At 57.4% G+C, this 23,136-nt stretch carries 21 protein-coding genes; 10 read left to right on the forward strand and 11 right to left on the reverse strand.

Going from position 1 to position 23,136, the window contains the following annotated elements:
- Positions 1–6 precede the first annotated feature (6 nt).
- The 4 genes from ABVF61_RS17745 (at position 7) to ABVF61_RS17760 (ending at position 4,400) form a co-directional block, all read left to right on the forward strand.
- Positions 7–750 (forward strand): crotonase/enoyl-CoA hydratase family protein, encoded by a 744-nt coding sequence (locus tag ABVF61_RS17745; RefSeq protein WP_353994864.1) that lies wholly within the window; start codon positions 7–9, stop codon positions 748–750.
- A gap of 147 nt (positions 751–897) precedes the next feature.
- Positions 898–1,761 (forward strand): SDR family oxidoreductase, encoded by an 864-nt coding sequence (locus ABVF61_RS17750; protein ID WP_353994865.1) that lies wholly within the window; start codon positions 898–900, stop codon positions 1,759–1,761.
- Between the two features lie 188 nt (positions 1,762–1,949).
- Positions 1,950–3,467: an ankyrin repeat domain-containing protein gene (locus ABVF61_RS17755; RefSeq protein WP_353994866.1), complete on the forward strand. Its 1,518-nt coding sequence runs from the start codon at positions 1,950–1,952 to the stop codon at positions 3,465–3,467.
- A gap of 126 nt (positions 3,468–3,593) precedes the next feature.
- Positions 3,594–4,400: a mechanosensitive ion channel family protein gene (locus ABVF61_RS17760; protein ID WP_353994867.1), complete on the forward strand. Its 807-nt coding sequence runs from the start codon at positions 3,594–3,596 to the stop codon at positions 4,398–4,400.
- Positions 4,401–4,429: 29 nt separating this feature from the next.
- Here ABVF61_RS17760 and ABVF61_RS17765 read toward each other — a convergent pair whose 3' ends face one another.
- Positions 4,430–7,204 (reverse strand): cation:proton antiporter, encoded by a 2,775-nt coding sequence (locus tag ABVF61_RS17765; RefSeq protein WP_353994868.1) that lies wholly within the window; start codon positions 7,202–7,204, stop codon positions 4,430–4,432.
- A 65-nt stretch (positions 7,205–7,269) separates the two neighbouring features.
- Positions 7,270–8,190: a DMT family transporter gene (locus ABVF61_RS17770; protein WP_353994869.1), complete on the reverse strand. Its 921-nt coding sequence runs from the start codon at positions 8,188–8,190 to the stop codon at positions 7,270–7,272.
- 225 nt (positions 8,191–8,415) lie between these two features.
- Between ABVF61_RS17770 and ABVF61_RS17775 the strand changes: the two genes are divergently transcribed.
- A complete protein-coding gene (locus ABVF61_RS17775) occupies positions 8,416–10,575 on the forward strand; it encodes a malate synthase G (protein ID WP_353994870.1) in 2,160 nt (719 codons plus the stop codon).
- Positions 10,576–10,675: 100 nt separating this feature from the next.
- On the opposite strand, the gene ABVF61_RS17780 is transcribed toward ABVF61_RS17775, so the two are convergent.
- Positions 10,676–11,554 carry a LysR family transcriptional regulator gene (locus tag ABVF61_RS17780; protein WP_353994871.1) on the reverse strand — a complete coding sequence of 293 codons (879 nt, stop codon included), beginning with the start codon at positions 11,552–11,554 and terminating at the stop codon, positions 10,676–10,678.
- Between the two features lie 109 nt (positions 11,555–11,663).
- Here ABVF61_RS17780 and ABVF61_RS17785 point away from each other — a divergent pair, with 109 nt between their 5' ends.
- Both ABVF61_RS17785 and ABVF61_RS17790 read left to right on the forward strand, forming a co-directional pair.
- Positions 11,664–12,575 (forward strand): alpha/beta fold hydrolase, encoded by a 912-nt coding sequence (locus ABVF61_RS17785; protein ID WP_353994872.1) that lies wholly within the window; start codon positions 11,664–11,666, stop codon positions 12,573–12,575.
- Entirely contained in the window at positions 12,562–13,287 is a 726-nt protein-coding gene (locus ABVF61_RS17790; protein ID WP_353994873.1) for a haloacid dehalogenase type II, read from the forward strand. The genes ABVF61_RS17785 and ABVF61_RS17790 overlap by 14 nt, the downstream gene beginning before the upstream one ends.
- 67 nt (positions 13,288–13,354) lie before the next feature.
- Here ABVF61_RS17790 and ABVF61_RS17795 read toward each other — a convergent pair whose 3' ends face one another.
- The gene (locus ABVF61_RS17795) at positions 13,355–13,915 is read right to left on the reverse strand and encodes a luciferase domain-containing protein (RefSeq protein WP_353994874.1); all 561 of its coding nucleotides are present in this window, start codon (positions 13,913–13,915) and stop codon (positions 13,355–13,357) included.
- Positions 13,916–13,935: 20 nt separating this feature from the next.
- Complete coding sequence (locus ABVF61_RS17800) at positions 13,936–14,406, reverse strand: c-type cytochrome (RefSeq protein ID WP_353994875.1); 471 nt, start codon at positions 14,404–14,406, stop codon at positions 13,936–13,938.
- A 95-nt stretch (positions 14,407–14,501) separates the two neighbouring features.
- Here ABVF61_RS17800 and ABVF61_RS17805 point away from each other — a divergent pair, with 95 nt between their 5' ends.
- The 3 genes from ABVF61_RS17805 to ABVF61_RS17815 all read left to right on the forward strand — a co-directional run bounded on the left by ABVF61_RS17805 (position 14,502) and on the right by ABVF61_RS17815 (position 17,586).
- Entirely contained in the window at positions 14,502–15,374 is an 873-nt protein-coding gene (locus tag ABVF61_RS17805) for a LysR family transcriptional regulator (protein ID WP_353994876.1), read from the forward strand.
- A gap of 405 nt (positions 15,375–15,779) precedes the next feature.
- Positions 15,780–16,097 (forward strand): c-type cytochrome, encoded by a 318-nt coding sequence (locus ABVF61_RS17810; RefSeq protein ID WP_353994877.1) that lies wholly within the window; start codon positions 15,780–15,782, stop codon positions 16,095–16,097.
- 214 nt (positions 16,098–16,311) lie between these two features.
- Entirely contained in the window at positions 16,312–17,586 is a 1,275-nt protein-coding gene (locus ABVF61_RS17815; protein ID WP_353994878.1) for a PQQ-dependent sugar dehydrogenase, read from the forward strand.
- A 329-nt stretch (positions 17,587–17,915) separates the two neighbouring features.
- On the opposite strand, the gene ABVF61_RS17820 is transcribed toward ABVF61_RS17815, so the two are convergent.
- The 6 genes from ABVF61_RS17820 to dctP form a co-directional block, all read right to left on the reverse strand.
- Complete coding sequence (locus tag ABVF61_RS17820) at positions 17,916–18,449, reverse strand: YbhB/YbcL family Raf kinase inhibitor-like protein (RefSeq protein ID WP_353994879.1); 534 nt, start codon at positions 18,447–18,449, stop codon at positions 17,916–17,918.
- Positions 18,450–18,546: 97 nt separating this feature from the next.
- On the reverse strand, positions 18,547–19,362 hold the full coding sequence (locus tag ABVF61_RS17825) for a helix-turn-helix transcriptional regulator (RefSeq protein ID WP_353994880.1): 816 nt from the start codon (positions 19,360–19,362) through the stop codon (positions 18,547–18,549).
- Positions 19,355–20,140: a maleate cis-trans isomerase family protein gene (locus ABVF61_RS17830; RefSeq protein WP_353994881.1), complete on the reverse strand. Its 786-nt coding sequence runs from the start codon at positions 20,138–20,140 to the stop codon at positions 19,355–19,357. The genes ABVF61_RS17825 and ABVF61_RS17830 overlap by 8 nt, the downstream gene beginning before the upstream one ends.
- Before the next feature lie 22 nt (positions 20,141–20,162).
- Positions 20,163–21,476 (reverse strand): TRAP transporter large permease, encoded by a 1,314-nt coding sequence (locus ABVF61_RS17835; RefSeq protein WP_353994882.1) that lies wholly within the window; start codon positions 21,474–21,476, stop codon positions 20,163–20,165.
- Positions 21,476–22,009 (reverse strand): TRAP transporter small permease, encoded by a 534-nt coding sequence (locus ABVF61_RS17840; RefSeq protein WP_353994883.1) that lies wholly within the window; start codon positions 22,007–22,009, stop codon positions 21,476–21,478. The genes ABVF61_RS17835 and ABVF61_RS17840 overlap by 1 nt, the downstream gene beginning before the upstream one ends.
- A gap of 59 nt (positions 22,010–22,068) precedes the next feature.
- The gene (gene dctP / locus ABVF61_RS17845) at positions 22,069–23,052 is read right to left on the reverse strand and encodes a TRAP transporter substrate-binding protein DctP (RefSeq protein ID WP_353994884.1); all 984 of its coding nucleotides are present in this window, start codon (positions 23,050–23,052) and stop codon (positions 22,069–22,071) included.
- Positions 23,053–23,136 lie beyond the last annotated feature (84 nt).

Below are 23,136 nucleotides of genomic sequence, written 5' to 3' on the forward strand. Positions count from 1 at the left end.
TTTGGCATGATCCGCAAAAGCTTCGAAAACGGCGTCCAAACTCTGCGTCTCGACCGGCCGGAGAAAAAGAATGCCCTCACTGGGGCAATGTACACCGATCTTGCAGAGGCACTGGAGGCTGGAAACGAGAACAAGGAACTGCGCTGCCATCTGATTTGCGGTCAACCCGAGGTCTTCACGGCAGGCAACGACATAGGAGACTTCCTGCAATACGCCGGAAGGTCCGCCATGTCGGAGACGCCGGTCGTCCGCTTCCTGCGCGCTTTGGTGCGAAATGAAAAGCCGCTGGTCGCTGCTGTCGACGGCCTTGCGATCGGTGTCGGAACAACATTGTTGATGCATTGTGACATGGTGTTCGCCAGCCCGCGTGCCTTCATCCGCTCTCCCTTCGTCGATCTCGGTCTGGTCCCCGAGGCAGGCTCAAGCCTTCTTGGGCCTCAGCTGATGGGTCATGCGCGCGCCTTTGAGCTTTTGTGCCTCGGCAAACCGCTGAACGCCGAGCAAGCCGAACGTGTTGGGCTGGTCAACGCGATTGTCGAAACCGACGTTGACGCGGAAGCGCTCGCCTGCGCACAGGAGATTGCCTCCAAACCGCCTGAAGCAATGGCGCTTTCAAGAAAACTCCTGAGAGGCAATACGGACGCCCTCTCAGACCGTGTTGAAGAAGAAATCAAGATTTTCGCCAGCCGCCTGTCGGCACCGGAGACAATCGCGGCATTTCAGGCCTTCATGTCAAAGAAGAAGGCCTGAGCGCGTACCTGGGGACAGGCAGCAGCGTGTTTTGGGCGAACCACTCCTGAACAGTCAGGTTGCCGGAACAACAACCATGGAACGGCATTCCTTCAGGGTCATCACACAAACCAAACGCCGTGACGGCGGAACTCGGGAGAAAACACCATGTCTTTGAAGGGCAAAACGCTTTTCATCACAGGCGCGTCGCGCGGCATTGGAAAGGCGATCGCTTTGAGAGCAGCCAAAGACGGGGCAAACATCGCCGTTGCCGCAAAAACCGCTGAGCCCCATCCAAAACTCGAAGGCACGATTTTTACCGCGGCAGAGGAAATCGAGGCGGCGGGTGGAAAGGCGTTGCCGATTGTGCTGGATGTGCGCGACGACGTGGCGGTGAAAGCGGCGATCGACAAGACCGCGGATCATTTCGGTGGGCTGGATATTCTCGTCAACAATGCCAGTGCCATTCAACTGACACCCGTGCAACAGACAGACATGAAGCGGTTCGATCTGATGCACCAGATCAACACACGCGGCACGCTTGCCTGCTCCAAGCACGCGATCGAGCATCTTAAGAACGCAGACAATCCGCATATTCTGATGCTCTCGCCACCTCTCGACATGCAGGAAAAGTGGTTTGCGCCCTTCACGCCCTACTCAATCGCGAAATACGGAATGAGCCTTGTGGTGCTCGGCCTTGCGGGCGAGTTACGCTACAAGGGAATTGCCGTGAATGCTCTTTGGCCCCGGACGACGATCGCAACAGCTGCAATCAAGAACATCATCGGCGGGGACAAGATGATGCAACAGAGCCGGACACCGGATATCCTGGCGGACGCCGCTTACGAGATCTTCGTATCACCGTCGAAGGACTTTACCGGGCAATTCGTCATCGATGACACATTCCTGGCAAGCCGGGGCGTGAGCGACTTTGACAAGTACCGCGTCGATCCCAGCCTGTCGCTTGCTCCCGATTTCTTCGTTCCAGAAGACATTGAAGCACCGGCCGATCTGGGGCCTGCCGAAAACTGACAAGGGGTTTGCAGACACGAACAGACTTGCAATTTGCCGTTTGTTCGTGCAGCGTTCTGAAAGCCGACGAGGGCGGCAGCCGGATCCGCGGAAAGCGAAAGCACCCTGACACCCGACGCATATAGCTGGTTTTTCACCTGCGCCCGAACAAAGCGGATCACCCGGGCAGCTTTAACAGGAGAAAAGCCATGTCAGACGGCGTATCCCACGAACTTGAATCTCACAAGAAGGCCGCGCGCCGCTTACGCAAGGCGTATGCCAAGGGGGATCCCGAAGCGCGTGCCCGCCTCGCATCTCATGTCAGCCAGGACAAGGACCTCAGGCACGCTGACTTCCTTCATGTTGTTGCCCGCGAGGCAGGACAGGACAGTTGGCCCAAGCTGAAATTCGCTCTGGAAAGCGCGGCCATGAGCCGCGAGGAGAAAGCCGAGCGGCTGAAAATGGCGCTCTATTTCGGACAAAACTGGGTCATTGAAAGGCTGTTACAGGACGACCCCGGTTTGAAGGACGCCAATCTGGGGCTCCAAATAGCGTTATACGATCTGGCGTCTGTTCGCTCTGCCTTGGACGCTGACCCCTTAGCCGCAACGCAGGTCATAGGCGTGCGTACGCCGATCCTGCATCTGGCCTATTCAAAGGAAATACATCGTAGTCCCGAGAAGGCTCATGACATGCTGGCGATTGCCGAGCTTCTGGTTGCCGGCGGTGCCGATGTCGATGACGGATATCCCGCTCAGCCGGGCGAAGACTACAAGATATCGGCCCTTTACGGGGCTCTTTGTCATGCAGACAATTTCGCACTTGGCGAGTGGTTGCTGGAACGTGGCGCCAATCCGAATGACGATGAGAGCCTTTACCACAGCACTGAACTTGGTCACACGAAAGCCCTCGAAGCTCTTTTGAGACACGGTGCGTTGCCGGACGGGACGAACGCGTTGCCCAGGGCTCTCGATTTCGACAACGAAGAAATGGTCAGGCTCTTGCTGGAGGGAGGCGCTGATCCCAACCTGAGCGTGCCGGACCACCCGAGCGGGCAGCCGATGAACACGATACCCTCGCTTCATCAGGCGGCCAGGCGAGGCGGCTCCGTATGTGTTGTCAAACTGCTTCTGAAACACGGAGCGGATCCGGAAGCGGTCTGGGACGGACACACCGCCCATGCCATGGCGCTCATTTACGGCAACAATGAAGTGGCAGACTATTTGGCAGCGCAAGGTCATGAGAGGCCGCTTGGCCGCAACGAGATCGTTCTTGCCGCATGTGCGTCGGGAAAGAGCTCGCCAGGGCGGTTAGAAACGGAGCGCCTGAGTGAAGAGGACCAGGGTCTGCTCACGCGGCTGGCGTTCATCCCGGGCAAGCTTGACCACATGAAACGGCTCGTTGACGCGGGACTGGATCCGGATGTGCCCGACAGCATGGGACTGCCACCCCTTCATGTTGCGGGTTGGAACGGCCTTGCGGAGGAAATGGTCTACTTTCTCTCGCTTGGTCCGGATCTGGCGCGAAAGAACGACTTTGGTGGAGACGCCCTCGATACGGTACTTCATGGATCGGAATTTGCGCCGAGACGCCCGGAGGCTGACTACATCACTTGTGCGCGTTTGTTGCTGGAGGCCGGTAGCATTCTCTATCCGAAGTTCATCACCAATTGCGGCAATGAGGAAATGGCGCAGTTTCTGGAGGACTGGCGCGACGGTGTCCGCTAAGAAAAGGGGGCGGGCCATTCGGCTCGCCCAATCCCAATCTCTGGTCGCAGATACGGTTGTTTTGACCGGGCGCTAAATCTGCTTTTAAGTCGACGTCGTTGGGTTGGGTTTCATCGGAGGGGTCACATGGAAGACTCAATGGATCAGGTGGCGGCCTATATGCCGCTACTCATAAACGCGGCCAAGGCCGTCGTCGTTCTCGTTATCGGCTGGATGCTTGCCGGATTTTTGTCCCGTGTGGTCAGAAAACGGATCGTCAGCCAGCCGCAGATCGATGACACGATCGGCGGATTTGCGGCCTCGATCGTAAGGTGGCTTGTTCTTCTGGTCACCTTCATCGCAGTGCTGCAACTGTTCGGGATCCAGGCCACCAGTCTTGTCGCCGTTCTCGGCGCCGGTACGCTCGCGATCGGCCTCGCTTTACAGGGAACGCTGAGCGATGTCGCAGCAGGCGTCATGCTGATCATCTTCCGGCCATACAAGATCGGCCAATTCGTTGATATCGGCGGAACGTCAGGCACGGTGAAGGATCTCAACATCTTCGTCACCGAACTTGTCACGCCGGACAATGTCCAGATCATCATGCCTAACGGTCAGGCCTGGGGAACGGTTGTTACCAACTATTCCGCTCATGACACGCGGCGTCTCGACCTGACTTTTGGCATCGACTACGGGGACGATGCGGACAAGGCCATTCAGATTATCCTGGATGTCGCCAATGCCGACGAGCGCGTGCACAAGGATCCGGAGCCCTGGGTGCGGGTAACCAATCTGGGTGACAGTTCGGTCGACCTTGGCGTCCGGCTTTGGTGTGACGCCGGTGACTATTGGGAACTGAAGTTTCACATGTTGAAGTCGGTCAAAGAAGCCTTTGACGCCGGCGGTGTCTCCATTCCCTATCCGCATTCTGTCGAAATTCAGAAGACGGGCTGAGGCTCATTTGCCTTTAATCGGAGACCGCGTCATCCTGATGCGGTCTCTTTCTTTTCGCCTTTGTCCGCTGTGTCTTCGGCTTCGGCATCGATGGAGGACGTGTCATCGGGAAATTCGATCGTTTCGGTGAGCGTGATCTCTTCCTTGACCTCGATCCGGAGTTTCGGTGCCGGTGGCTCAGCCTTGTCCGCAGCCTCGCTGTCCGAAGGGGCCGCCGATCCTTCCACCTCCACCGGTTCAGCCTCTTGAACAACCTGATTGTCCTGCGATGAACTGTCGGAAAATTGCGGAACGACGGGGTCTTCCAATTCGTGCTCGGCCTTGTCGGTATTCATGAGCTGGCGCTTTGTGGCAAGCTCGACCACATGAGCGCGCAGGTCCGGGTGTTCCTCCATCAAAGACTTGAAGTCATGGGCGCCAAGACTGAGCAACTGGCAATACCCGAGCGCAACAACGTCCGCGCTGCGGCGCCCGCCTGTCATGAGGGCGATTTCGCCGAAGACGTCGCCGCGTCCGAGACGGACGCTATGCGTGGGTGCCTGAACTTCCACCGCACCTGAGGCGATGAAATAGGCGGCATCGCCTTTGTCACCGCGGCGGATCAGCCTCTCGCTGGGGGTTGCGAATTGCGGCCTCATCATCCGCCGGATCGCCTTCTGTTGCTTCCGGGGAAGGTCCTTGAAAAGCGGGTGTGCGCCGACTAGGTCCCCGGTTTTCAGACCGAGATCCAGTTTTGGCCGCGTATGGCTCGTTCGCCTGGTCCGCTCAACATCGCGCAGAAGATCCCGGTGAAGCTCCGTTCCGATCAGCATTTGCCCCTTGGCTTCGTCATAGGCGGTTTCTTCCAGCCGCACACCTGCCTTCAACAGGAACTGGCTTTCCAGCGCATCGGCATAGTCGGGATATTGTAGGCGCAGCGCATCGACAGCCTGAATGGTTTCGTCCTGTCTGAGACACAGCATGTCGTGCAGAATGTCGGCCACGCGATCTCCCAGGAGCGGCCTTATGCGGCTGTTGTTGAAGTCGATCAGCTCGTCGGCGAGGATCCTGTAAATCAGCAGAAACTCGAACCGGTCCGCAAGCCTGTTGGCAAGCGGCCGTGCAATTCTGAGGCGCCTTTGCAGCGCCTGGGCAAACCTGAAACCGAACCCGAATTTCAACGGCTGACGCGTTGCCTTGTTGTAACCGCTGCGACCGTCGCTTCGTGTCAGGTCACCTATGCGGCCTGTGAGGGTCAGAAAGCGCGAAACTGCGCGCCCGGAAATGGTCTTTTCGTGAAAGTGTTCCAGGACGAGTTGCTGCTCGCGATCGGCAAGCGCTATCAGTCCCATGCGGACCCTGTCCCAGTCCTTGAGTTCTTCAAGCTTGTTTGTTTCCGAGGCTGCAGCTGCGGCTCGGTCTTCGTAGCCTTTCAGTACTTCTTCCGTGACGTTTTCATCGATGTGGTAGCTTTTTGCCGCAGCTTTGAGTTCTGAGCGCACATCCAGCAGAGCCAGAGATAGAAACTGGGTCCTGAGAGCTTCGTCCCGAGCATTCAGGCGATCAAGGCCTAACAGGCGGATCAACGGCTTTAAGCTTGTGCCGTAGACCAGCAGCGTGAAGAGGACGAAACCAGTCGCCAGCTTGGTCACGAAACCGGACACGTCTTCGGACAGGATGGCGTGTTCGGAAACGCTCAGTGCCAGGATGAGCGTAACGGCTCCGCGCATGCCGCCCCACAAGATGACGGTCTTGTATTTGTTGCTGACCGACTGTCCGGCACCGAAAAGGCTCATCATTGGCAGTAGACCAAAGATCACCACGGCACGGGCGGCCAGTGCAGCGACGATAACAACGAGCAGCAGCAGGATGTCGATGGGTGTGAAGCCGGCGACCAGCTTCGGTATGAGAATGGCCGACAACAGGAAGATAAGCGAAGCGGCCCAGAACGAGAGTTGCTCCCAGACGGCGTGAAGAAACTGCCAGTTGGCGGGCTGGATGCGTGACAGACCATAAAGATTGAAGATCGTGCCGGCACAGACAACGGCAACGACGGCGGAAACGTCTGCGAACTGGTCACTGAGCACATAGGTGCCGTAGGGCAGGGCCAGGCTGAGCGTCACCTGCGCGAGCGGCAAATCACGCATCAGGGACAACAGGCTGACCGCGACCCGGGCCAGAATGGCACCGACAATCAGGCCGCCGATGAAGGAGCGCCCGAAGGCAATCACGGCTTCGCTGATCGTCAGCGACTCGTGCTGCGTAAGGACACCCATCAGGATCACGAAGATGACGATCGCGGCGGCGTCGTTGAGAAGGCTTTCGCCCTCGACGATCCGCCCGAGCCTTGCGGGTGCGCCGATGTCCCGGAAGATTGCCACGACGGCGACCGGGTCCGTCGTGGCAACGATCGAGCCGAGAAGCAGGCACACCACCAGCGACATGCCCGCCAGCGGGTAGAGAGCGACGCCAATGAACGCCGTCGCAACAAAAACCGCCAGGACGGCCATAACAAGGATCGGCACAAGATCTTCAAGAATTCGGCGTATGTCGAGTGTCAGCGTTGTCTGGAACAACAGCAGCGGTAGGAACATGTAAAGGATCATCTCTGAGTTCAGAGGCGGATCCGCGAAGACTTGCGCAAAATCGTCGAACTTGTTGGTATGGTTTGTATAAAACAGATAGGTCGCGGAAATCCCGATCAGGGTACCAACGACGGCGAGCAGGACACTCGGCGCAAGACCGAGCCGCCGAGCGAGCGGTTGCAGCAATGAGATTGTTATCAATAAAAGCGCAAAGGCGCCTGTAATTAATGGTGTTTCCATAAACGCAATGTGCCTTGTGAATGCGGCGATATCAAATTCACGAGAGATTTATGCCTAATGGCCGTTCAGCTCTCACGAACTGCTTTGCGCTCGGAGAGCCAAATGCCGCCGAGCACCAAGATAAGTGCAATGCCGTGGTGCCATTTGAAGGGCTCGTCCAGGATGGTAACCGCCAGCACGGCCGCGAAAATCGGAACAAGATTTATGAAAACGCCGGCACGGGGTGGTCCTATGAGTTCGACGCCCCGCATGAAGAAAATCTGTGACAGGCACGAAGGAAAGACTGCGATATAGAGAACGACAAGCCAGCCGTCGAAAGACGGCAACTGGGCACTGCCCGTGGCCACTTCGAACACGAGCCCTGGGATGGAGGCAATAACCGAGATCCCCGAAAGGGCCGCAAAGAATGTCAGGCCCGAGACCTTCGGGCGGTTTCTAAGGGCGAGGGCATACCCGGAATAGAGCACACATGACAGCAGCATGTAGCCGTCACCCGGGTTGACCGCGAGCGACAAGAGAACGTCTAGACTGCCCTGTGCTGCGATCAGGGTGACGCCGACAAGTGTCAGCAGAATGCCCAGCACCTGGAGCAAACGGACCTTGGTGCCGAACGCGATGACCGACCCGATCAGGACAATGATCGGCATTGACCCCTGGATAATCCCGAGATTGACCGCGGTCGTCTGGGTTGCCGCGACATAGAAGAGCGAATTGAAGCCGACAAAACCGAATGCGGCCATCAGGATCATGCGCGGCAGGTAGGGCCGCATCACGTCCCAGTCCGAACGGATTTTTCCCCAGAACAGAGGGACAAGAATGGCCGCGACGATCAGCCAGCGCAGAAAAACCACCATCATTGGAGAGACTTCGCCCACGGCAAGACGACCGGCGACTGTGTTGCCGCCCCAGAAGAGGGCGGTCAGCGTCAACATGACAAAGGCATTGCCGTAGGTCAGATCGCCAAATCGTCTTGCAATCGCAAACATAAAGATCCTTGTTCGGAAGAGCGGCTCGGAGAGCAACCGGTAACGGATTGCAGGTGTGACGGAAAGCCAAATTTTCGGATCGCGCACGCGTTGGTGTAGATAATTTTTTTGATTATTTCCAAAAAGGAAAAAGTCATGGGCCCGTTGGTGCGATTGACGATCGGCAGGTTTGACCCCAAAACACATGGTTACAAACGAACGCGAGCCGAGTGTCTGGAGAAAAGAATGACCGCCCGAACTGAAGCCCACGGATTGCAAGTCGCAAACGTCCTTTATGAATTCGTGAATGAAAAAGCTTTGCCGGGCACGGGCATCGACCAGGACCACTTCTGGAAAAGCCTGTCTTCCCTGATCCACGATCTTGCGCCGAAGAACAAGGCACTGCTGGACAAACGTGACGCGCTTCAGTTGAAGATCGATGCGTGGCACAAGGCCAATCCCGGCACGCCGGACATGTCGTCATACAAGGCGTTCTTGAGCGAAATCGGCTATCTGGTTCCCAAGGGCGAAGATTTTTCGGTCGGAACAGACCGGGTCGATCCGGAGATAGGTTCTGTCGCCGGGCCGCAGCTTGTCGTGCCGGTTATGAACGCGCGCTACGCGCTGAACGCTGCCAATGCCCGATGGGGATCTCTATATGATGCGCTCTACGGAACGGACGCGATGGGCTCAAAACCCCAGCCGGGAGGATTTGACGAAGCACGCGGTGCCGAGGTGATCGCATATGCGCGCGGTGTACTCGATGAAGCCGCTCCGCTTGCCAGCGGCAGTTGGTCCGAGGCAACGGGTCTCAGTATTGAGGGGGGCGCACTTCAGATTGCCACGGCCGATGGCGGCACGACGCTCAAAAACGCGGGGCAGTTCGCCGGCTACTCTGGAAGCGCTGAAGCTCCGTACAAAATCCTGCTCGTGAAAAACGGCCTTCACCTGGAGATTAACGTCGACAGCCAGCACCCGATCGGAAAAACCGACAGGGCGCATATCTCGGACGTCATTGTTGAATCCGCCATGTCGACGATCATGGATTGCGAAGACTCAGTTGCAGCGGTTGATGCGGACGACAAGGTTGTCGTCTACACCAACTGGCTCGGCCTGATGAAGGGCGACCTGGAAGAAACATTCCAGAAGGGCGGTCAGACGGTCACGCGCCAGTTGCACGGGGACCGAAACTATACGGCACCGGATGGAAGCGCATTGACGCTCCATGGCCGCTCGCTTCTGCTTGTGAGAAATGTCGGGCATCTGATGACCATCGATGCCGTCCTCGACAACCAGGGGAATGAGGTTCCCGAGGGACTGCTCGACGGCATGATAACGTCGCTGATCGCCTTGCATGACATTGGCGCGAATGGCGGGAACACCAACAGCCGCGCCGGCTCGGTCTATATCGTGAAGCCGAAGATGCACGGGCCCGAGGAAGTTGCCTTCGCCAGTGAAATCTTCGACCGGGTCGAAGATGCGCTCGGCATGGAGCGGAACACACTCAAAATGGGCATTATGGACGAAGAGCGCCGGACAACGCTCAATCTGCGGGAATGCATCCGCCAGGCCAAAGACCGGGTGTTCTTCATCAACACCGGCTTTTTGGATCGCACCGGCGACGAAATGCACACCTCGATGGAAGCCGGTCCGATGATCCGCAAGGGCGATATGAAGACCTCGACCTGGATCGGGGCTTATGAAAACAACAATGTCGATGTCGGTCTTGCCTGTGGTCTGCCGGGTCACGCTCAGATCGGCAAGGGCATGTGGGCCATGCCGGATCTGATGAAGGCGATGCTGGAGCAGAAGATCGGACATCCAATGTCCGGCGCCAACACGGCCTGGGTCCCGTCCCCGACAGCGGCAACGCTTCACGCGCTGCACTATTACAAGGTGTCCGTATCCGACCGGCAGGCGGAGCTGAAGTCGCGTGAAGCGGCCAAACTCGATGACGTCCTCTCCATTCCCGTGGCTGAGCGACCGAACTGGGCTCCCGACGACATTCAGGCAGAACTCGACAACAACGCCCAGGGCATTCTGGGGTACGTCGTGCGCTGGGTTGAGCAGGGGATCGGGTGTTCCAAAGTGCCGGATATCAACAATGTGGGCCTGATGGAAGACAGGGCGACGTTGCGGATTTCTTCGCAGCACATTGCCAACTGGCTCCATCATGGTGTCGTCACGAAGGATCAGGTTCTGGAGACGATGAAGCGCATGGCCGCCGTTGTTGACGGGCAGAACGCTCATGACCCGGTCTATCGGCCGATGGCTGCGGATTTTGAAGGCTCGGTCGCATTCCAGGCAGCCTGCGAACTTGTGCTTGAAGGCACCAGCCAGCCGAACGGCTATACCGAACCTGTCCTCCATCGCCGCCGGATCGAATTCAAGTCCAAGGCGGCTTGAGACCTCTTCTTGGTTTCGAGCAGGTTACCTTTGCAAAGAGCGATTTAGCGAGGTCCCCGCGAAATCGTTCCTTTGCAAGAATGATTCAAGAGCGGTCTGATCATCCCGCCAGTTTAAGGGGCGAGGAGGCCTGCACTTCCTTGCCGATTTCGGAAACAAGCGCCTTGACGGCGGCGCTGTCCGATCCGGCGCGCACGCGCGCGATGAAGACGATGTCGGGTGGTTTTGGAAAGATGCCTTCGATGATGGAAATGTCGGGCGTGATGTGAAGCCCGTTGAGGAGAGCGACGCCGAGGCCTGAGCGAACCGCGCTCTGGATCCCGGCCGAACTCGGGCATTCCAGAATGCTCTCGAACGTGTGTCCCATGGAAAGGCCTTCCGAAAAGGCCCATCGCTTGTAGAAGCAATAGTTGTCGAAGGACAGAAACGGAATGCTGAGGTCTGTTTCCAGCTCCAGGTCGGGCGAACGTACCCAGTGCAAGGTGTCTTCGAAAAGGATCAGGTCTTCCGGCAATATGTCTTTCCGGAAGATCTGCATTACCGCAACGTCCAGATCACCAGCCCTCAGCCATTCCTGAACACAGAGGCTCTGGCTCGTTCGCGTCTGCACCTTGACGTTCGGAAAAAGCCGCATGAAACGCCCAAGGATCCGCGCAATTCCGCTGGTCGTCGTGTCTTCGGTCATGCCCAGCATAATCTTTCCCGATACTGGTTTCTTGCCGAGTGTTGCCAGTGCTTCATCATGAAGGTCCACGATGCGGCGCGCATAGTCGCACAGCCTCGCACCGGCATCGGTAAAGAGGGGTTCGCCCGGCCGGCGGGTCAGAAGACTGCAGTCCAGGTTCTGTTCCAGTCGCCGGATCTTGTGGCTCACTGCGGATTGAGAGACGTTCAAATGAGAGGCAGCGCGCGTCACGCCGCCATGCTTCGCGATGGTGAGCAAGGCACGCAACGCGTCTATTTCCAGCCGTTCCGACACATCAACGCTCCATATGACAAAAACAGATCATGATATGACAATCATTCATTTGCTTCATATAGTATCTGCGCGCTAGAGATTTTGAAAGGACGAAGTCTCGGGAGCGGAAATGCATCATCTTGTCAACGATCATGCCTTGATCAACAACACACGCATCGCGCACGGCGTTCACGGTGAAGGCGAACCGGTTGTTCTCATTCACGGCACGCCGTTCTCATCCTACATTTGGCGCAACGTCGTTCCGCCCCTTGTTGCGGCCGGATACAAGGTGCATGTCTACGATCTCCTCGGCTACGGGTTGTCGGAAAGGCCATGGGACTATCGCATTGATACGTCGGTTACCGGGCAGGTTCCGGTCCTGGAAGGCTTGCTTCAACACTGGAGCGTGCAGGACTTTCACCTCGTCGCCCATGATATCGGTGGAGGCATCGCAATGCGGTTCGCCGCCACTTCGCCCGAACGCCTCCGGTCTTTGACCCTCATCGACACCGTCTCGTTCAACTCCTGGCCGTCCAGGCGCACTCAGGAACAGATGCAGGCCGGCCTTGAAAGTCTCATCGCGGCCCCGGATGCCGAGCATAAGCGTCATTTCCGCGATTGGCTTCTAAGCGCGGTCTTTGACAAGGAACGTTTCGAGAAGACATCTCTGGATGTTTTTCTGGATTTCATTTCGGGACCCGTTGGCCAGGCAAGCCTCTTCACACATCAGGTCGCGCACTACGACGCAAAGCACACGAATGATCTGCCGGGCCTGATCGATGTGCTTGCCGGGTTGCCGGTTCAGTTGCTCTGGGGCGCGCAGGACGCATGGCAGGTCGTCGACTGGGCGTATGAACTGAAGGACATCATTCCCGGCGCTGAACTGCATGTGCTTGAAGATTGCGGCCATGTCGCAATGGAAGACCAGCCGGAGAAAATCACTGCCATTCTCATGAAGTTTCTCGAAAGGCACGCGCGGCTGCAGGTCTCGGACCGCTCCGTGACGGCCGGGTACAAGGAAAACGAACGTGAAACTGTCTGACTACAAGGCGCTGACATTTGATGTTTACGGCACATTGATCGACTGGGAGAGCGGTATGGTCAGTGGTCTCAAACCGCTGACCGACAAAGTCAGCCGCCACCTGAGCCGCGATGAGATCCTGGAAGCGCATGCCTATTATGAATCAACCACACAACGCTGGACGCCGGCAAAGAAATACGCCGACCTGCTCGGTGTGGTCTACCGGCGTTTTGCGGAAGAATGGGGCGTTGAAGTTAGCTGGGAAGAGTGTGCGGCCTACGGACAGTCTGTGCGTCAATGGCCCGCCTTTGAGGACAGCCGCGAAGCGCTTTTGTATCTCAAAAAGCACTTCAAGCTCTTTGTCCTGACCAATACCGACAATCTGAGTTTTTCCGGCTCCAATGCCAGGCTTGGTGTCCACTTCGATGGGATCTACACGGCTGAAGATATTGGCAGTTACAAGCCGTCTGATCGGAACTTCGACTATATGCTTGAGACACTTGAGCGGGTCGGTATCGCGAAACACGAGATCCTGCATACGGCCGAAAGCATGTTTCACGATCACGCGCCTGCAAACCGGCATGGATTGGCGAATTGCTGGATCTACCGTCGCCACGACAAGGAAGGGTTCGGCGCGACCATGAACCCGGGCGAGATGCCGCGCTACGATTTCCGGTTCGACAGCATGGCCGACTTAGTCGAAGCGCATCGCCAGGAGGATGCCAACCCATAGGAGCAGGCATGGCTTACCGGTCGCTTTGAGCTGCACAGTACGTCGAAATACTCTCAGAGCCGGATACTCACAGGTCTGGTGCGACGTGATTTCGCCCGGTCACGTAGTTGTATCCGTCAAGGACAAGCTGGAAAACGATTTCGGTTTCAGCGGTCGTGCGCGGCGTATAGATCAGGACGAACCCTTCCCAGCCGGGCCGCTGGTTTGCCCAGGGATGCGGCGCGGCCCAACCGGCCTTCACAGCTTCCCTGGCCCGCTCCGGAGCGAGCGAGGCGTGCAGACTGCCGTCCGGATGCAAATGCGCGAATTCCCGTCCGCCGACGATCGCATTTGGATGCGCGAGTTCGACATCTTCGGTGAGCCAGAAACCCTTTGCACCCGGAAGGGAAATAACCGTTGCGCGGATGTCTACACCGGGCAGGGCGGCGACGCGTCCGATCAACTGATCGGAAAGCGCCGGTACCGGTTCGGCCCCGATCTGGATGTGCGGGACCGAACCGGTCGTACGCGGAACCGCGCCCTCTCGCATCGGTAGCTGTCCGCTCCCGGCTTGGGCGAGGCTGAACGCCACCCCAAGGACCAGCAAAGCCATAGCTGAGAGAAGCGGAGCACGCGGCAAGGTGGTCATATCCTCCAGGTCCGTATGTGCTATTGGCTTTCCCGGAATTTGTCGTGGCAGGCACTGCACGCGCTTCCGATTGCCCCGATATTCGCCTGCACGTTCTCCAGACCATTGCCGGCAACCTCAGCCATCGCGATTGCGGCGGTAGCAAGCGATTTGTTGAGTTCAGCGCTCTCCGGATAGGTTGTCCACGCCTCCACCTTCGCGCGTGTCTTGCCAGGCAAGGCAGTGCTGTCCGACCCTTGCGGCCAGGCTGCACCATTGTTCATCGTGGCAAGAATTCTGATGTTTTCGGCCGCGGTGGTTGCTGCTTCAGCGTTGTAGTCGGCTTCGCCTTTTGCCATCGCGCCGAGCTGGCCCAGGTTCCAGGCGTAAAGCGCCATGACGGATTTGCGTGCCTTGATCGCATTGTCGAATGTATCCTGGGCCGTTGCCGTGGTGCCGCTGACAGTGACCGCGAAAACCAGTGAGCAGATCAATTTCAGTTCGTGTTTCATCGAACGCTCCATCTGTGCAAATTTGAACATCAATTGTTTCTCACGAATAGAAATTCCGGTAAATTGCGAAAATAAATGCATAAGGATGTGCGTAGATGCACGGAATAAGATGGGATGATCTTCAATATGTGCACGCCGTCGCGGAACATGGTTCGCTGTCTGCAGCCTCGCGCGCGCTGGGTGTGAACCACGCAACCGTGTTGCGCAGAATTGCCTTGCTGGAAGATGCGAATGACGTGAGGCTTTTCGATCGGAGCAAAGACGGATACCGGCTGCGTCCGGAGGGGCGGGCGCTTTTGGCGTCGCTCAAGTTGATGGATGATGCCTCGGCGAGAATTCGGCGAAGTCTTGCACTCACATCAAAAGGGATCGAAGGAACGTTCCGGCTGGCGACGACGGACGCGATTGCCTGCTTGCTGCTTCCCGGACTTCTGGGCGCGTTGCGAAAGGAGCATCCAAGCATAAATATCGAAATCGCGGTGTCGAACGATCCCGTCGACATGTCCATGTCCGGTGCAGAAATCCTGGTCAGGCCCGGTGCCGATCTGCCACCGGATCTGAGTGGCGTACAGGTAGCCTCGGTCAGGTTTCGCGTGTTCGGAGCATGCGACTATCTGGCGAAGACCGCGGGTTTGTCGCTTCAGGAACACAAATGGCTGGGTGTTGCTCCCGGATTTGCACAATCCACTGTCGGAGAATGGCAATTTGGCAGTCTCCAAAGCGGCTTTGAGTTTTCCGCTGACAGTTTCCTTGCCTTGGCGGGTTTGGCGTCAAAAGGCCTTGGTCTTGCAATGCTTCCGGATTTTGTCGGAGAATACACGCCGCAGCTTTTACCGGTCGCCGGACTTCCCGAAGGGCCGCAGACCGGCCTCTGGGTTGCAACGCATCGTGAGTTCAGAAATCAGGCCGACATCGAAACCCTGTTGGCTTTCTTTGCCGACGCGTTTGCAGGTATCACGATCGATTGATGTGACCAGCCAGGCAACTCGCCAAGCATTTGTGCAAGTACACGATGCTGCTGTCCCGGTAGTGTTGAAAATCCAGTCTGCGATGCGTGATCCACAGCTAAGACTACCGGTTAGTTCTGCGTGCGGAGCGACAGACTAAATCTTTGATGCGATAGCTATTCCTGTGAACTTCCTGAAGGTCGATACTGTCAAATTGCTTGTGCGGACCGTTACGTGATCCGAATACCACCAACAATCCATTTTGACAGGACAGCGCACATATGAAGTGACCTCAGGACCGGGGAGCGGAAAACAGTGTAAAATTGTTTTAAATTTTAAAATACAAAAATGTGTTGCGTATATGAAATTTGCCGTTACTGTCATAAAAAAACAACTGATGTGGATCGTGGGAGGGGACACGTAAGCATGAGGAAGAGCCTTTTTGTCTCATTAGCTGCCTTGGCTATGGTATTGGCCACGCAGACGAGTGCGCAGGATCTGGATGCTGGGCAAAAGCTCTACAAAAAGTCGTGCCGGTCCTGCCACGGTCCTACCGCCAAAGGCATGGCAAGTTTCCCGAAGCTGGCAGGCAACACCGAAGATTATTTGGTCGGCCGCCTGACGACATACCGGGCCGGCGAAAAGGTCGGACCCAATACGGCGCTCATGGCACCGCGCGCCAGAAATCTCTCCGATGAAGATATCACCAACATTGTGACCTTTATTGTTTCCTTATCGCCTTGAAGGTTGTGTTTTTTCGAGCGTTTTACTCGGGTTGACTGTGTTGACGATGCGTTCTCACGTCAATCGCCTGTGTTGAATTACGTCAGGCTCCGCACCGCGGATATTGGGCCTGGAACTACGGTTTGACCCGAAGCCGGAGAAGCTTCGGGCTGCGAGATAACAATAAAAGATCGCTTCAAGCGGCAAACCCAGTCAAACACAGTGGGAGGATTAAATGTTAAATAGAACAAAGACTTGGATGGTATCTTGCGCCGTGGGAACGGTGATGGCCGCCATGCCGGCCTTCGCGCAGAACACGACGAGCCTCAAGCATACGCTGGTTCTTGAAGATCTGGAAAACCCATGGGACATGGCCTTTCTGGACGACGGCACGATGTTCTTTACTGAAAAGTGCAAGGGCTTGTCAGTGCTTATGCCCTCTGGGGACGTAAACGCACTTTTGGGCATGACCGGAAGTTCGGGATACGCCTCAACGGAAGACGACCTGTTCTGTGAGGGGCAGGCCGGCATGATGGGTGTCGCAGTCGATCCGGATTTCGCCAACAACCGGCACATTTACGTCTATTCGACTTCCAAGAAATCGGACCCGCACACCAACCGGCTGATGCGGCTCAAGGTAGGCGACGACTTCAAGTCCGTCGGTGAGCGCACGGACATCGTTGATGATGTTCCCTATAAGATGGCTGCATCGGATCACCCGTTCGGTGGTCCGGGGGCGCATAATGGTGGGCGTGTCAGGTTCAATCCTGCCGACGGCTATCTCTATCTGACGACAGGCGACAATCACAACGAGGAGGTTCCGCAGAGCCCGACCCTGATGGGCAGCAAAGTGCTGCGCATGAACGCCGATGGCACAGCTGCGCCGGAGAACACACCGCCCGACGGGTTCGATAAACGCACCTACACTTATGGCCACCGGAATGTGCAGGGGATCGCCTTCCATCCGGGGACGGGCACACCGATCACGGCAGAACATGGCCCTTGGCATTCGGACGAAATCACTGTCCTGGTCAATGGCGGCAATGCCGGCTGGGATCCACGTCCGAACATGGCTGGTCGAGGAGATTGCCCGGACGACTATTGCGGATACAGCCCCAACCAGATGGACGGGATGAACCGTTACGAGCGCGCCGCGTTCATGCCGATGACCGATCTGGATACCTATCCTGACGCCATGCTTCCGATCTGGGACAACAACGGCTGGTCGCAGGGCACGTCCTCTGCGGCCTTCCTTGAAGGGGACGCCTGGGGCAAATGGAACGGCGCCATGGTGGTCGGTATCATGGGCATCGGCTTTGGCGGCACGCCTCTCGGTCAGCGTATCGATGTGGTTGAATTGTCTGACGATGGTACCGAAGTGGTCGATGTAACGGAATTGACATTGCCGGAAGGCATGGAGGCTGGCCGCTTCCGCTCAGTGGTTCTCGGACCTGACGGCAGCCTTTATGCGGCCGTCGACGAAGGCATGATCCACAAGCTGACACCTTGATCCGCTAACAGGTCGCCGCGCCACTGACGAGGGCGCGGCGACCATCAAAAGCCCTAGTGTGAAGGTTGGACGCGGGCTCATCTTTTTGCTGGCCCCGTTGTCTTGTGCTGCCAGGGACGTGGTACTGAACACCAAATATTGCATCACTAAGTTCGAACTCACCACGGCAGTGCCGGGCATTCCTGCACACCCAGGCGTCGCCTTCCTTCTGTGGCGATAGCGAAAACACACGGCTGGGCTGGTCGTTCAAACCGCTGCGCCCAACACTCCGGGAGGAGGACGCGGCGGGGAGTTCTATGAGGCTCAGCATCCTGTGCCGTGAGTGCGATCTACCTGTTATAGACGGCAGTAATCGAAGTTTTTGCCAGGCTGTTAGCATTCACCATGTATCCGGCCAGCGCATTGCTGACGCTGCCGTCCAGATCAAGTTCCGTGCCGAGCGCGTGGACCGTGAACTCATAACGGTGAACTTCGCCCGGAGGTGGGCAAGCACCGCCGAAACCGGCCACTCCGTAGTCGTTCGCGAGTTCCACGGCGCCCTCGGGAAGAGCGGTTTCGGCGGGGAGTTCGGTCACATCGGCGGGAATGTTGAACGCGAACCAGTGCCACCAGCCTGATCCGGTGGGGGCATCAGGGTCATAGACGGTGACCGCAAAACTTTTTGTCCCCTCCGGTGCGCCCGACCAGGCCAGATCAGGCGCGGTATTGCCGCCTTCACAGCCGAAACCCTGAAAGACCTGGGCCGCGTTTAATTGCTGACCCTCGGCGATAGTGGTGCTGGTGAGCTGGAAATCCGTTGCCATGGCCGGTGATGCCAGGAGGCCCAACATGAGCGTGGAAGAAAAAATCGAATTGCGAAGCATTTGGCGTTCCTTTCGGTCTTTGCCTTGAATGATCGAAAGGTAGTCTTTCAAAGGTCTGCCAGCTTCCGAGGGTCGATCATAAACTGTCGGAAAACGCTCAATCTCCCGAAGTTCTGATCTCTTTTGGCGTTATTCCAAATCGTTTCCGGAAAGCGTCGGAAAAGTGTGAGGGTGTCTTGAAACCACACTCCAGCGCGATTTCTGAAACCGAAGCGGTCGAGGTCTGCAGCCGGCTCAGTCCATGTTCGAGCCGCGTGTTGCGCAGGATCCTGGCAAAACCCTGTCCAGCATCTTTCAACCATCGCCTCATGGTCGGTTCGCTCATGGCAAGGTGCCGTGCCACGTCGCTTGCGCGCCACGGACGGCTCAAGTCGGTTTCGATCAGCCGGCGCACCCGGCTCAGCGGGGCTTCTTCGCCCGACAGGGTGATGTGGACGCCCTTGTCCTTCAGCCAGATCAGCGGTTCCAGCAAGCGATGGCGCAATATGACGTCAGGCAGGGCTTCCTGGCTCAGCGTGTCCTCAATGATCGGCAGGAGATCCATCGGCCGGTGCGGTTCGGCCCGCAGAATCTGGATACCCCCGCGATCCGCCGGGACCGGTTGGTCCGCGAAGACAGTGGCGACAAGCTCATCTGGAAAGGAAATCCCGACGGCGCGATAGCTGCGATCCAGAACGGGCCGGTTTTCCATGGTGACCATGGACCCGGGCGGGAAGATGAGAAGATCTCCCTCTTCTCCGACCAGGTCCTGGGTGGGAGTCACGACCCGTTTTGACCCGGCCTCGATGAAGAAGAGGAAGGCCAGTCTCAGATAAAGATCTGAAAAGGTCGCGGTCGTTGCCTGACTGATGGGGTAGAGCGCGACCTGATCCGGCAGTTTGTCGGCAGATCCTGTTTCACCGGTCTCAGGCAACTTTGGGAAGCCGCGCGAGTTGACCGCCGGACAGCAGCGCGCCGCCGCCCGGCGCGATTTCTGTGAGGTTGAGGCTCTGCAGGATTTTCCGGGTCGTTGCCACGCTTGCGGAGACTGCCGGCAGTCCGGACGCACGTTCGATCATTTCAATCGCCGGGAGCGACGGCATTTGCACGCACGCAGACGCGACGATGGCGTCGACGCCCCTTACGTCCAGCTTGCGCCATAGTTCGGCCGGTGCCGCCGGATCCTGTGAGGCAACCTCCAGATTGTCAGGAATTTCCAGCGCCAGGAAATCCTGCACTTCGATGCCCTCGGTTTCGATATAGTCCACAACGAGCCTTGTCAGCGGTTTCATATAGGGACAGATGATGGAAACTTTCCTCATTCCCATCTCCTGCAGGCTTTCCACCAGTGCCCCGGCGGAGTTTAGCACAGGTGTCGGGCAACCGTTTTCGGTGGTTGCTCTGTTTAGTTTCTCGGACGATGCTCGGTGATACCCAAGCCCCATCGACATGATCGCGACGAGGCAGGCATAGGCCTGCACCTCGACAGCGGCGTCGGAAAGTTCGCTCGCGCATCTGACGCTGTCGGCATCCATGGCTTCGAGCTCTTCCTTCACAACCGCTTTCATGCGCATGCGCGAGGAATGGAAGGTGAAACGGTCCGGCAGAATCGCTTCTCTTGCTTTCAGCAGAGCCGGTATTTCGGTCTCCATGGTGATGTTCGAACTTGGAACAATCAGTCCGACCCGGCGGTAGGTTGATGCATTGGTCATGTTTAATCTCCTTTGAGGACGCTCAATAGGCAGGGCCCATAACGAGGTTCGGCAGCCAGGTGGCAAGGCCGGGGAAGAGGCACAGCAACAGGATCGCGACAAGCATGCACAGGACAAAGGGCAGGGATCCGGTGAGGATCTTCTTCAGCGAAATGTCCGGTGCGATGCCGTTGATCACATAAAGATTGAGCCCGACCGGAGGCGAGATCAGGCCGATTTCCATGTTGATGGTCAGGACAACCGCGAACCAGATCGGGTCGAAACCGGCGCTTACGATTACAGGCAGCAGGATAGGGGCAGCCATCAAGATCACGGCGACAGGCGGCAGAAAGAACCCGGCAACAATTAGGAAAACATTGATGGCGGCCATGAGCACCCACCGGTTGACCTCAAGGTCGCTGATCCACGCGGCGATCGATTGGGTGATGAAGAGACTGGAGAGCATATAGGAAAAGACGCCGGCTGCCGCGATAATGAAGAGGATCATCACGCTTTCCTTGGTGCTGTCGCGCAGAACTGCCCAAAGGGATTTTGGGCTGAGCAGCCTGTAGATCACCATGGCGACGATCAGGCACAGCAGGGCGCCGACCGCCGCGGTTTCCGATGGTGTCGCCACACCGCCATACATGGCGTAGAGCACACCGACGATTATGGCGATGAAGGGCAGGACGCGCGGCAGGATTTCGACCCGGTCACGCCAAGAATAGCTGATTTGGGCCGTTGACCGTCCACCGGAGCGCCAGGTTGCATAGATTGACCAGGCCATGAACAGGCCGACCAGTAGAAGTCCCGGGATCACACCTGCGAGAAACAGCCGGCCGATGGATGTTTCGGTGGCGATCCCATAGACGATCATCGTGATAGAAGGCGGGATCAGAATCCCGAGGGTGCCGCCTGCGGCGATGGAGCCGGTGGCGATTTCCTCCGGATAACCGCGCTTGCGCATTTCCGGGATCCCCATCTTGCCGATGGCCGCACAAGTTGCCGGGCTGGATCCGGACATGGCCGAAAAAAGCGCGCAAGCCCCCAGGTTGGAGACGACCAGGCCGCCGGGCACCCGCGTCAGCCAGCGTTCAAGCGCTTCGTAAAGGTCCGCGCCTGCCCGGGTTGAGGCAATCGATGCTCCCATGATGATGAACATCGGGATTGACAGGAGTGCGAAGCTATCGAGCTTGCCGAAGAAGATTTCCGGCATCAATTCCAGCGACCGCAGCCCATCGAAAATGACCAGAAAGACCGCGGACACCAGCAGGAGGCCCATGGCAACCGAAATGCCGCTGAACAGGATGACGATGGTGGCAAGGGCAACGATTGTGCCGAGAAGAAGAGGATCCATCACAGGGCTCCTTCCGGTTTGCCCGGGAGATCGGAAAACGCTTCAAGGCAATCCGCTGCGAGTTGAAGAAACAACAAGCCGAATCCGACGGGCAGCGACAGGTAGGGAATCCAGAGCGGAACTGCGGTGACAGTGTCGGAAGTCCAGCCACGGCTAAATGCGAGATGCCAGTATTCGTACCCATAGAAAGTGCAAACGCCGATAATGCCAAGCGCCGAAAAAGAGGTCAGCGTCTTGAGCAGGCGCGCCGCTCTCGGGCCGAGCCACATCGGCAAGAGGTCGACATTGACATGTCCCTTGTGCTTTTGCACGAAAGGCAGGCCCAGAAGCGTGGCGGCTACAACGAGATACACCACGACCTCCGTTTGCCAGACGGTTGAACCGTTGAGGACAAAACGGATGAAGATCATCTGGCAGGTGAGGAACACTGCGCTCAGGATCATCGTCGCCGCTATCCAGCCGGATACTTCGGAAACCTGCCTGATGATTCCGGACGCACTGAACCGTGCGGCCCTTGAGAGAACGAGAGCCATTTTCTGCTCCATAGGTGGTAAGTGGGAAGACGGCCCGCGGCGGGCCGTCCGAAATCCGGTTATTCGACCGAAAGCGCCATATCCAAAAGCGATTGCCCGTTCGGAACGGATTCCACAAAGGACTTGTAGGCGGTCTTCTGGGCGAGCGCGCGCCAGGCATCGAAGTCGGAAGGCGTCATCTCGGCAATCTCGACGCCTGCCTCGCGGAAGACCTCGACTGATGCAGCGTCCTGGATCTTGGCCTCCTTGAGGTAGAAGGCCTCCGCCTTTTCGGCGGCTGCAAGAAGCGCCTCCTGCTGAGCGCCATTCAGTCCGTCGAAGGTGGATTTGTTCATCAGGAGAGGCTGGTAGAGAAACCAGAGCGCAACATCGCCCGCCGGCGTGTAACAGCTGACTTGTTCAAAAATGCGGTAGGAGACAAAGGACGATGATGACGTATTGGCCGCATCGAGAACGCCGGTCTGCATGGCGCTGTAGATTTCGGATGACGCCATCGATGCGATCGAAGCTCCAGCGCCGACCAACATCTGTTCGAAGGACTTCCCGGCGGCACGGGTCTGCAACCCGGAAACGTCTTCCGGTTTGGTGATGCACTTGTCCTTGCCAACAAAACCACCAGCCAGATAGCCGTTCACAAGCACCATGACATCGTCTTCCGCCATTTCGGCCTTCAGCTCATCCATGAAAGGCGAGTCGAACAGTCGCGCCGCGTGGTCGTGGTTCTTCACGAGGCCCGGCATCAGCGTGAGGTTGAATGCAGGGCGCTGACCGCCGGCATAGCTCAGCGGGAACACTGTCATGTCGAGCTGTCCCCTGCTGAGCGGCTTGTATTGCTCGCGGGGTTTGAACAGCGACTTGGACGGAAAGATCTTGATAGCGAGATCCACGTCAGCAGTGGCGACCTCGTCGGCAACCATCTGCGCGACGTTGTGGCGAATATCTTGCGTCGACCATTGATGTGACAGCCGAAGTTCCGTCGCCTGCGCGGCTTGTGCGGACATCATCGCAACTAGGGCGGTGGCCGTGAGCAGGGGTGATTTCATGTCAGTCTCCTCCATTTGGTACATATGAACTCTATATGTATACATATAATAATTTTATAAATACATAAATGTCAACATACGTAT

It is taken from the genome of Roseibium sp. HPY-6 (genome assembly GCF_040530035.1).
GTDB lineage: Bacteria > Pseudomonadota > Alphaproteobacteria > Rhizobiales > Stappiaceae > Roseibium.